9 protein-coding genes are annotated in these 10,695 nt (G+C 52.3%); 6 read left to right on the forward strand and 3 right to left on the reverse strand.

Going from position 1 to position 10,695, the window contains the following annotated elements:
- Window positions 1–742: sigma 54-interacting transcriptional regulator (locus ACLQ7H_RS13620; RefSeq protein ID WP_411753133.1), on the forward strand; the 742-nt coding region annotated here is incomplete at its 5' end.
- Between the two features lie 55 nt (window positions 743–797).
- On the opposite strand, the gene ACLQ7H_RS13625 is transcribed toward ACLQ7H_RS13620, so the two are convergent.
- Window positions 798–1,400: an NAD(P)H-dependent oxidoreductase gene (locus ACLQ7H_RS13625; RefSeq protein WP_411753134.1), complete on the reverse strand. Its 603-nt coding sequence runs from the start codon at window positions 1,398–1,400 to the stop codon at window positions 798–800.
- A gap of 113 nt (window positions 1,401–1,513) precedes the next feature.
- Between ACLQ7H_RS13625 and ACLQ7H_RS13630 the strand changes: the two genes are divergently transcribed.
- Both ACLQ7H_RS13630 and ACLQ7H_RS13635 read left to right on the forward strand, forming a co-directional pair.
- Window positions 1,514–2,131, forward strand: coding sequence for a TetR/AcrR family transcriptional regulator (locus ACLQ7H_RS13630; protein WP_411753135.1), 618 nt, complete (start codon window positions 1,514–1,516; stop codon window positions 2,129–2,131).
- A gap of 36 nt (window positions 2,132–2,167) precedes the next feature.
- Window positions 2,168–2,701 (forward strand): metal-dependent hydrolase, encoded by a 534-nt coding sequence (locus ACLQ7H_RS13635; protein WP_411753136.1) that lies wholly within the window; start codon window positions 2,168–2,170, stop codon window positions 2,699–2,701.
- 69 nt (window positions 2,702–2,770) lie between these two features.
- On the opposite strand, the gene ACLQ7H_RS13640 is transcribed toward ACLQ7H_RS13635, so the two are convergent.
- Window positions 2,771–4,033 (reverse strand): hypothetical protein, encoded by a 1,263-nt coding sequence (locus ACLQ7H_RS13640; protein ID WP_411753137.1) that lies wholly within the window; start codon window positions 4,031–4,033, stop codon window positions 2,771–2,773.
- A 117-nt stretch (window positions 4,034–4,150) separates the two neighbouring features.
- Window positions 4,151–5,467 carry a glutamate/aspartate:proton symporter GltP gene (gltP, locus tag ACLQ7H_RS13645; protein WP_261262864.1) on the reverse strand — a complete coding sequence of 439 codons (1,317 nt, stop codon included), beginning with the start codon at window positions 5,465–5,467 and terminating at the stop codon, window positions 4,151–4,153.
- 897 nt (window positions 5,468–6,364) lie between these two features.
- Here gltP and acs point away from each other — a divergent pair.
- The 3 genes from acs to actP all read left to right on the forward strand — a co-directional run bounded on the left by acs (window position 6,365) and on the right by actP (window position 10,475).
- The gene (gene acs / locus ACLQ7H_RS13650) at window positions 6,365–8,323 is read left to right on the forward strand and encodes an acetate--CoA ligase (protein WP_411753138.1); all 1,959 of its coding nucleotides are present in this window, start codon (window positions 6,365–6,367) and stop codon (window positions 8,321–8,323) included.
- A gap of 191 nt (window positions 8,324–8,514) precedes the next feature.
- On the forward strand, window positions 8,515–8,826 hold the full coding sequence (locus ACLQ7H_RS13655) for a DUF485 domain-containing protein (protein WP_411753139.1): 312 nt from the start codon (window positions 8,515–8,517) through the stop codon (window positions 8,824–8,826).
- Window positions 8,823–10,475: a cation/acetate symporter ActP gene (actP, locus tag ACLQ7H_RS13660; RefSeq protein WP_411753140.1), complete on the forward strand. Its 1,653-nt coding sequence runs from the start codon at window positions 8,823–8,825 to the stop codon at window positions 10,473–10,475. The genes ACLQ7H_RS13655 and actP overlap by 4 nt, the downstream gene beginning before the upstream one ends.
- Window positions 10,476–10,695: the final 220 nt, after the last annotated feature.

A 10,695-nucleotide genomic window follows, 5' to 3' on the forward strand; every position in this document is an offset into this window, starting at 1 on the left:
CGTCAAAGGTGCGTTTACCGGAGCGATCCAACATCGGATCGGTAAGTTTGAGCTGGCGGACGAAGGAACACAGTTCCTCGATGAGATTGGCGAGCTGTCCCTTTCGCTACAAGCCAAGTTACTTCGGGTGATCCAATATGGCGACCTGCAACGCGTGGGGGATGACCGGGTGAAACGCGTTAACGTGCGCATTCTGGCCGCAACCAACCGCGACCTTAAACAAGCGGCGGTTGACGGGGTGTTTCGGGTTGATTTGTATCATCGGCTGAGCGTATTCCCTATCGCTGTGCCCCCCTTACGCGAGCGCACGGGCGATATAGCCTTGCTTGCTGGCTTTTTCTGCGAGCGTTGCCGTATCAAGCTGGGTCTGACGCAATTAACCCTTACCTCGGCGGCATTATCTACGCTGGAGCAGTATCCGTGGCCAGGCAACGTTCGCGAGCTGGAGCACGCCATCTACCGGGCTGCAATAGTGGCGCGCGCAACGCAAAACCACACCGAGCTGGAGCTACTGCCTACGCACTTTAATTTAAACGTGGAACTCATGACGGAAAGGATTAATGACGGCCCCTACGAACCGGTAATGCAAGCCGATCTGGCCACGATGACCCAACAGTTTCAACGCGATGTGATCCAGAAAACGCTGGAAGACTGCGATAGAAATTGGGCAGCCACGGCGCGTAAACTCAGTCTGGACAGTGGGAACCTGCACCGCTTGGCAAAGCGGTTGGGGATTAAATAATCCACGCTGTCATCTGACAAGGTTGTCCCCCAACATCTGGGGGACAACCAAAGGACTACTCGGCATAAGCGGGTTGAAAAACAGTGCGCCCGATCTGACGCGCTGCATCGAGGTAAGCCTTTGGCTCCCCCAGTTCTGGCAGCAATAACATTTCGTTAGTCGCCACCTGAGCACCGCAATAATCAAAAATACCGTGTGTTATCTGCGCGTTAAAAGCATCGGTAAAGCCGTGACGATCGTAGACCCCTTTGCTTGCCGCCCCCAGCCCAATAATATGGACGGGCAAATGCCCCAGCTTTTTGACCACGGCACCCTCGGCGGTCTCTTCATAAGCCCAACCATTGGCAAACACGCGGTCGACCCAGCCCTTAAGCAAGGCTGGCATAGACCACCAGTAGATTGGAAACACCAGAGCCAGGGCATCCGCCCCATCGATACGCGCTTGTTCTGCCAGAATATCCGCTGGAACGGTGGCCGTTTTTAAGAAAGCAGCGATATCTGTAGCACCGTACACCGGATCGAAACCTTCCTGGGTGAGATCGGCAATTTCAAACGTATTGGCAGGTTCGGCGGCCGTTATCCCTTCGGCAATAGCGGCTGCAACACCATGGGTTAATGACGTATCGAGAGGATGGGAAACAACGATGAGCGCGTGCATGGGGTGACTCCTATTGTCAGGGCGAGGTATAAAACGTACTCTATATACCAACAGTAAGTTACCGTCGGTAAGTTACCTTTGGTATATAGCTCTGTCAACGGGTAAATATTGCTATGGTCTCCAAACCACATTCACGAGTTCGGCTATCAAGAGAAGAGCGTTATCAGCAGTTGCTGGCAACCGCATGGGAAATCATTCATGAAGAAGGCACCGAAGCGCTGACCCTCGGCCACCTGGCAGAACGCTCGGGTGTCACCAAGCCGGTCGTCTATGACCACTTCACCAACCGTTCGGGCCTGTTTGCCGCGCTGTATCAAGAGTTTGATTATCGTCAGACCGCGCGGATGGATGAAGCTATCCAAAATACTCAACCGGAGCTAGAGGCCTTAGCCTCGGTGATTGCCACCTCCTACATTGAGTGTGTACTGCTGCAAGGGCGTGAAATGCCTAGCGTCATGGCTGCATTAGCCGGTACCCCCGAGCTTGAGAAAATCAGGAATGATTACGCCGTGGTGTTCACCGAGAAATGCCGCCAGCTCTTTGCCCCCTTCTGCTGCGATAATCAGCTTCAGGACGCCGCGCTATGGGGTATGCTCGGCTCTGCGGAAGGGCTATCCTACGCCACCAGCTGTGGCGCAATTACGGCAGCCCAGGCTAAGGAAGAGTTATTCGGCATCATCATTTCGATGGTGCAGCGAAGTGGCGATCGGCCCGATATGGCTATGCCATAATAGGTGAACTGTTACCCCTCATCATGGAAGAGAGTTATGCCGACGATCGTTACCCACGCCGCAGTGCCGTTATGCCTTGGTTTAGGGCTGGGCCAGAAAATCATACCGCCCCGCTTGCTGCTCGCGGGCGTGGTACTTTCTATGCTGCCGGATGCCGATGTATTAGCGTTCAAATTCGGCGTGGCTTACGGCAATCAGTTTGGCCATCGCGGTTTCACGCATTCACTGCTGTTGGCGTTCCTGATGCCCACCTTGGCACTGCTGTTCTACCGCGGGTTCAAGGTTAACCCCGTCAAGACCTGGTTATTCCTGTTTGTCTCGCTGTTATCCCACAGTTTGCTGGATTCGGTGACCACCGGGGGCAAGGGCGTCGGCTGGCTATGGCCATGGAGTGACGAGCGTTTCTTTGCACCCTGGCAGGTGATCCGCGTAGCGCCGTTTAGCCTCGAGAAATACCTGACTCCTGCTGGGCATGCGGTGATCATGTCGGAATTACTATGGGTTTGGTTGCCAGGTGCCATCTTGATGATCGGCATGATAGCGCTGCGTAAATTTATGCAGCGCCAGTGAGAGATTGATTATATAGGCGGGCGCAGCATGCAGCGCCCCGTTGGGAACCGGTTAAGGCTTGTAAGCGGCTTAACCGAAAAAATCAATTCTGGTCAGCATCAACGTACCTTGTTGCAGGGTAAACTCTACACGCATTCCTCCCTCGCAAACTTCTGACAGCCCAGGGATCAGCAGGTTGGAGTCAGTGCCGATAAATACGGCAAGCGTTCCATCCTCAAAATCACCAGAACCGACCGAATCGCAGGTTCCTTCAACCGGCACTTTCTTCGTCCCATCATTGTAATAGAACCGCCCGTCCTCCTCGGCTGGGAAATATTTTCTGGCCTGCTCCAACGGAGTTAACGAGTTCACACGGAAATCAGTCACCTGCTTTTTAGTGAGATTGACACCCAGCAGCGCTATTTCCTTCAGACCATCCCTGATTTGCTGCGCATATTGGTCAAACAACGCTGGCGTGATGCTCTGTTGATGTTCATCTGGCGTTCCAGCCAGGAAGGTATCGGACACATTCTCTAGCGGGAAAACAATATGGGCCTTCAAGTAGGCCATATCCGCCTTCTTGACCGCCTGTTGGAATTGCAGGAACTGGGTGAGCATCTCAACCTTGATGCTGTCATCGATCTTATGAGCAAGTGGCTGATTCACCGCCTCCAGCAGTTTTTGTTCGGTGATCGCCGAGGCGGACCCGCTAAAATTGCACTTTTCCACGGTCTTGGTTTCAACCATCAGCGCTTGCCACTCTGCTTTGGCGTTTCTAGCCATAATGGCATCGTAGTAGTGCATCCCTTGCCGATCCTGGCTCTCTTCCCCTTCCAGCCGCCCGCAGAAATACGCCATCTTGCCGGTTGTGCACAGGTGAGAAACCACAAATCTGGGTTGGGCAATAGCCCCTTGATAACTGCGCCGGACCGCGTCCAGCAACGGCTTACGTTCCGCATCATAAAGACCGACGTTTTGGCACCCGCTCGCTGCGGGTTCATCTTGAATAGTGCTATGGCATTGGGCCTGCGCCGGTGAGTCGACATAAGAGTCAAAATTGCTCACCGTCGTCCAGAAACCTTCCGCTGACTGCTGCAGTTCCCGATCGTAGACCACCGTCTTGCCGTTAATTTTGGCGCTACCGCTGCCATCATTAGTTTTGGCGGTGGCGCAGAAATACGCCTGCGAGCCGGAAACGCTCAGCTGTTTAACCACAAACTGGATATCGGTGGGATAGCCGATATTGGCACGCATCTGATCCAGAATGACACGCCGTAGCGGATCGTTGGCATCCAGCATCTGACCTTGAACATAGGGGGATAACAACACCAGCAACAGCGCATATCTTTTCATTGGGCAAATCTCATCCTGAGCAGGCCTTACAGAGAGCGCTAGTATTGGAACAATTTGGCCATCATTCAATAAAAAAACCCGCCAACGGCGGGTTTTGAGAAAAAGAGATGAAGCAACTTACGCCTGATTGGCGGGGGTCACTTTACTGGCCAGGAACTCTTGCTCGTAAGCCAGCGACTTTTTACGGTCGAACTGATGTTCCCATTTGGCAATCACCAATACCGCCAGTGCGTTGCCCACCACGTTCAGAGCCGTACGCGCCATATCGAGGATACGGTCGACACCGGCGATAAACGCCAAACCTTCCAACGGAATACCCACGCTGCCCAAGGTCGCCAACAGCACCACAAAGGAGACACCCGGCACTCCGGCAATCCCTTTTGAAGTCACCATCAGCGTCAGAACCAGAATGATCTCTTGCCCCAGCGACAGCTCAATACCGTACAGCTGTGCAATAAAGATGGCGGCAATACTCTGGTACAACGTAGAACCGTCCAAATTGAAAGAGTAGCCGGTTGGCACCACAAAGCTGGTGATGGATTTTGGCGCGCCGTAGGCCTCCATTTTTTCGATAATGCGCGGCAACACGGTTTCCGAACTGGCCGTTGAGTAAGCCAGGATCAGTTCTTCTTTCAAGATGCGGATCAACGTCCAGATACGCAGGTTACACAATCGCGCAACAGCCCCCAGAACCACCAAACCAAAAAAGGCGATGGCGAAGTATACCAGCACCACCAGTTTGGCCAACGGCAAGAGCGAAGCGAAACCGAAGTTGGCAACCGTGACCGAGATCAGGCCAAATACCCCGATCGGAGCGTAACGCATGATCATGTGGGTCACTTTGAACATGCTCTCTGCCACCGCTTTGAACACCTTCAGCAACGGCTCTTTGGTCTCTTTCGGCAAGGAAGACAGCCCAAGTCCAAACAGCACCGAGAAGAAGATGATCGGCAACATGTCGCCTTTGACCATCGACGAGAACACGTTAGAAGGAATTAACGAAAGGATAGTGGCCACCAGGCTATGTGAGCCGCTTTGCACCTGTTCCGTCGTTTTTTCATACTGTGAGATATCAACCGCGGTCAGCGCCGACATGTCAATGCCGTGCCCGGGTTGAAAAACATTAGCCAATGTCACACCCACGACGATCGCGATGGTAGTGATCACTTCAAAATAGATAATGGTTTTCAATCCAATGCGGCCCAGCTTTTTGGTATCGCCAATACCGGCAATACCGACGATCAGCGTGGAAATAACAATAGGCACCACGATCATCTTGATCAAACGAATAAAGATATCACCGGCGGGGCTCAATATATTACTGACCATCCACTCACGCGATTCTGTTTGATTATGCAGCACTGCACCCAGGATAATACCCAATACCAACGCGATCAGGATTTGCCAAGCCAGGCTGATTTTTACATTTTTCATACCCAAAAGTCCTCAAAGACTCCGTACTAAAGTGTTTAACAGACTCTAGACACCGGATGGAATACTTAATCATTTATTACGGGCTTATGTTTGTTAACTTCTGCATTCGCCTGCCCTTCGTGCAACGCAGTATAAATCTGTACCATCTGCAGGCCTGTTTCTGCAAGTCTTGTTTCATCTCGCTTAGCACCGTTTAACCATCAAAAAACCAACAGAAAAAATACGAATTGCAACATAATTACTTGTTCTAAAAAACATAATATTAGCTTGAGCAGATCGACAACCGGCTAAATAGGACGATTTTTAGTCTATATAAAAGTGCGTGACTCAGCACTGTATTTGCATATTTAGTCTCATTTTATGTTTCTATTTTGTTAATAAAAAGTTTACTCATAGAAATAAAAGCGCTATATGAACACCGTCAATGCGTTCATATTTTACGCAAAAAAATTCACACACTGAATGAGTAATGAAAATATCATTCAATAAATTTATTAATTTACATTTCATTGGAGGGCGACCATCGAAACGGAAAAAATACCAAACAGACAGGTTACAGCTAACAATGACAGAGCCTATTTATAACAATCATTAAAATAGAATATTTAACGCTAAAATATAACCCAGCCCTAATACAGCCATATTCTTTCCTGTACCACTAAGCCGATGACTGGCGCTTAATATTTTTAGTTATCTAAAAACTTTTTTAACAGAAATACGCCCATTACCGTCTTCTCACCGTCAACCAAACAGATACGCAACACAATTACGACAGTAACTATTACAAATCAACATCTTCGTTGCGTGATCTGCCGCCCAAAAAAGAAACAAACCGTCATGGCAAACTATACTTAACCGTCAGTTGACATATCATTAACAATTCTAAGGAGAAAAACCATGAGCCAACTGCATAAACACGCCATTCCTTCTGCAATTGCAGATCGTGCCCTGATCAATCCGGAGCAATATCAGCAGTATTATCAACAATCTGTGCAAGACCCAGCGGCATTCTGGGGCGAGCACGGCAAGATCCTTGATTGGATCAAACCCTACACTTCCGTTAAGAACACCTCTTTCGATCCTGGCCATATCAGCATCCGCTGGTTTGAAGACGGAACCCTTAACCTGTCAGCGAACTGTCTGGACCGCCACTTGGCCGAACGCGGCGATCAAACCGCCATTATCTGGGAAGGCGACGACCCCACCCAATCGGCCAAGGTGACCTACAAGCAGCTGTACCATGATGTCTGCCAGTTCGCTAATGTGCTGAAAAAGCTCGGGGTGAAAAAAGGCGATGTGGTAGCCATCTATATGCCAATGGTGCCAGAGGCCGCCGTCGCCATGCTGGCCTGTGCCCGCATTGGTGCGGTGCACTCGGTGATCTTTGGGGGCTTTTCCCCAGAAGCCGTGGCAGGCCGTATTATCGATTCCAACTCCAAACTGGTGATCACCGCCGATGAAGGGCTGCGTGCTGGCCGCGCGGTACCACTGAAAAAGAACGTCGATGATGCGCTGAAGAACCCAGGGGTGAAAAGCGTCAACAACGTGGTGGTCTTCCAACGCACCGGCAAGCCGGGCTACTGGCAAGAAGGGCGCGATCTCTGGTGGCATGAGCTGACCGAAGGCGTCTCTGCCGACTGCCCACCGGAAGAGATGAACGCGGAAGATCCGCTGTTTATCCTTTATACCTCGGGCTCTACCGGCAAACCGAAAGGCGTGGTACATACCACCGGGGGCTATCTGGTTTACGCCGCGCTGACCTTCAAATACGTCTTTGATTACCACGATGGCGACGTCTATTGGTGCACTGCCGACGTGGGCTGGGTTACCGGCCATAGCTACCTGTTATATGGTCCATTGGCCTGCGGTGCCATTACGCTGATGTTTGAAGGCGTGCCGAACTACCCAGGCGTAAACCGTCTGTCGCAGGTAGTGGATAAGCATCAGGTCAATATCCTGTATACCGCACCAACGGCAATCCGCGCCCTGATGGCCGAAGGTGACAAAGCTATCGAAGGCACCAAACGCGATTCGCTGCGCATCATGGGTTCCGTCGGTGAGCCAATCAACCCAGAGGCCTGGGAGTGGTATTACAACAAGATTGGTAACGCAAAATGCCCGATCGTTGATACCTGGTGGCAGACCGAAACCGGTGGCTTCATGATCACTCCGCTGCCAGGCGCTACCGAGCTGAAGGCTGGCTCCGCTACTCGCCCATTCTTTGGTGTGCAACCGGCATTGGTCGACAATATGGGCACGCCGCAGGAAGGCGCCTGCGAAGGCAACCTGGTGATCACCGATTCTTGGCCGGGCCAGGCTCGGACCCTCTACGGTGACCATGACCGCTTCGAGCAAACCTACTTCTCTACCTTTAAAGGCATGTACTTCAGCGGTGACGGCGCACGCCGTGACGAAGACGGCTATTACTGGATCACGGGCCGCGTCGATGACGTGCTGAACGTTTCCGGCCACCGTCTGGGCACGGCCGAAATTGAATCCGCATTAGTATCCCACCCCAAAATTGCCGAGGCCGCGGTGGTAGGTATTCCGCATAACATCAAGGGTCAGGCGATTTATGCCTATATCACCCTGAATCATGGGGAAGAGCCAACGCCGGAACTGTATGCCGAAGTGCGTAACTGGGTGCGTAAGGAAATCGGGCCGATTGCCACGCCTGACATTCTCCATTGGACCGACTCTTTGCCAAAAACGCGGTCTGGCAAAATTATGCGGCGTATTCTGCGCAAAATTGCCGCCGGCGATACCAGCAACCTGGGGGATACCTCAACGCTGGCGGATCCGGCTGTAGTCGAAAAGCTGTTGGAAGAGAAACAATCAATGAAAGTTCCATCCTAATCCGCGCCGCCTCCGGCCGTTCGTCTGCCATGCGCAGCTGAACGGCCTGTATACCTGAAAGCTTTCAACTGCAGTAAAGCCGATCCCAGACATTTGGCTGGGATGGGTCAAAGCGGCCCGCAGAGCGCCAATTTGCCAGCTGGAAGGGTATCGCGTGGCGTACTTGTTCAATACCTATTGGAGAAACTCGGATGAATGAAGATATTTATCAAAGGATTGAAGAAAACCCGCGCTTTCAGGAGCTGGTGCAAAAGCGCAGCCGTTTCGCCTGGCTCCTGTCACTGATCACACTCGCGCTGTACGTCGGCTTTATCTTACTGATCGCCTTCGATCCTCAGTGGCTGGGTACGCCACTCGGTGCCGGATTAACCATTACCCGAGGGATCCCAGTCGGTGTGGGATTGATCGTGATTTCTTTCGTGTTAACCGGGATCTATGTTTATCGTGCCAACGGTGAATTCGATCGCCTGAATGCTGAAATCCTGCGTGAGGTGAAGCAATGAAGCGCCTACTTTCAGCTGCCGCACTGTTGGCCCTGCCCGGCCTAAGCCATGCCGATGCCATTGGTGGCGCAGTACAACGCCAGCCTCTGAACATCCAAGCCATCATCATGTTCCTGCTGTTCGTCGGAGCCACCCTTTACATTACCTACTGGGCTTCTAAACGCACCCGTTCTCGCCAAGATTACTACACTGCTGGCGGGCGTATCACCGGGCTGCAAAACGGCTTGGCGATCGCCGGTGACTTTATGTCTGCGGCATCGTTCCTCGGCATCTCTGCGCTGGTCTATACCTCTGGCTATGATGGGCTGATTTATTCCATCGGCTTCCTGATTGGCTGGCCAATCATTTTATTCCTGATTGCCGAGCGCTTGCGCAATCTTGGGCGTTATACCTTCGCCGACGTGGCCTCTTACCGCCTGAAACAAAAGCCGATCCGCTCGCTTTCAGCCTGTGGTTCCCTGGTGGTGGTAGCGCTGTATCTGATCGCACAGATGGTGGGCGCGGGCAAATTGATCCAGTTGTTATTCGGCCTCAATTACCACGTCGCCGTTGTCTTGGTCGGTATATTGATGGTGCTGTATGTCCTGTTCGGTGGCATGCTGGCTACCACCTGGGTGCAAATCATCAAGGCCGTGCTGCTGTTGGCCGGTGCCAGCTTTATGGCGCTGATGGTCATGAAATCCGTCAACTTTGACTTCAATACTTTGTTTGCCGAAGCCGTGAAGGTGCATCCGAAAGGGCTGTCCATCATGAGCCCGGGTGGACTGGTCTCCGATCCTATATCCGCCCTCTCCCTGGGTCTGGCATTGATGTTCGGTACCGCCGGTTTGCCGCATATCCTGATGCGCTTCTTCACGGTTAGTGATGCCAAAGAAGCGCGTAAGAGCGTGTTCTATGCCACCGGTTTTATCGGTTACTTCTATATCCTGACCTTTATTATCGGTTTCGGTGCGATCCTGTTGGTCAGTGCCAATCCGGCCTTCAAGGATGCCAGTGGGGCATTGCTGGGCGGTAACAACATGGCGGCGGTGCATTTGGCTAACGCGGTGGGGGGTAACTTCTTCCTCGGCTTTATTTCTGCGGTGGCCTTTGCCACGATCCTGGCGGTGGTTGCCGGGTTAACGCTGGCTGGTGCTTCGGCGGTGTCTCACGATCTCTATGCCTGCGTCATCAAAAACGGTAAAGCGGCCGAGCGTGATGAGCTGAAAGTCTCCAAAATCACCGTAGTATTACTCGGGGTGGTGGCTATCGCGCTGGGGATCCTGTTTGAGAAGCAGAACATCGCCTTTATGGTGGGGCTGGCATTCTCCATTGCAGCCAGCTGTAACTTCCCAATCATCATTCTTTCCATGTACTGGTCGCGTCTGACCACGCGGGGAGCAATGATCGGCGGGTGGCTTGGTCTGTTAACCGCAGTGCTCCTGATGATCCTGGGCCCGACTATCTGGGTGCAGATCCTCGGCCATGCCAAACCGATTTATCCTTACGAATATCCAGCACTGTTCTCAATGCTGGTCGCCTTTATCGGCACCTGGTTCTTCTCCGTTACCGACAATTCGTTGGTTGGGCAGCAAGAGCGCGTGAAATTCCGTTCCCAGTTTGTACGTTCACAAACCGGGCTGGGGATTTCGCAGGGGAGTGCGCACTAAGGCGTTGATTTGGGCTGAGGTTAATTCGGCCCTTCTTTAAAGAGTTAGCCTGCTGGGTCTTCCGGCAGGTTAATTTGTCAGATCGAGTGATGGCCCCTCACCCTAACCCTCTCCCACGGGAAGAGGGAACCGATCGAGTCCGCTGATATTCCTGCGCAATACCCCATCTTTCTTCTTACTCACCACTTCCCGAAGCGGCATGTGCTCACCCACGATACCG

The organism is Serratia sp. (in: enterobacteria) (assembly GCF_046715635.1).
In the GTDB taxonomy this organism is placed as follows: Bacteria; Pseudomonadota; Gammaproteobacteria; order Enterobacterales; family Enterobacteriaceae; genus Chania.

Bases quoted from the DNA above. Each gene is read 5' to 3' on its own strand.
- ACLQ7H_RS13625 (WP_411753134.1), bottom strand. From the start codon at position 1,400: ATGCACGCGCTCATCGTTGTTTCCCATCCTCTCGATACGTCATTAACC.
- ACLQ7H_RS13630 (WP_411753135.1), top strand. From the start codon at position 1,514: ATGGTCTCCAAACCACATTCACGAGTTCGGCTATCAAGAGAAGAGCGT.
- ACLQ7H_RS13635 (WP_411753136.1), top strand. From the start codon at position 2,168: ATGCCGACGATCGTTACCCACGCCGCAGTGCCGTTATGCCTTGGTTTA.
- ACLQ7H_RS13640 (WP_411753137.1), bottom strand. From the start codon at position 4,033: ATGAAAAGATATGCGCTGTTGCTGGTGTTGTTATCCCCCTATGTTCAA.
- gltP (WP_261262864.1), bottom strand. From the start codon at position 5,467: ATGAAAAATGTAAAAATCAGCCTGGCTTGGCAAATCCTGATCGCGTTG.
- acs (WP_411753138.1), top strand. From the start codon at position 6,365: ATGAGCCAACTGCATAAACACGCCATTCCTTCTGCAATTGCAGATCGT.
- ACLQ7H_RS13655 (WP_411753139.1), top strand. From the start codon at position 8,515: ATGAATGAAGATATTTATCAAAGGATTGAAGAAAACCCGCGCTTTCAG.
- actP (WP_411753140.1), top strand. From the start codon at position 8,823: ATGAAGCGCCTACTTTCAGCTGCCGCACTGTTGGCCCTGCCCGGCCTA.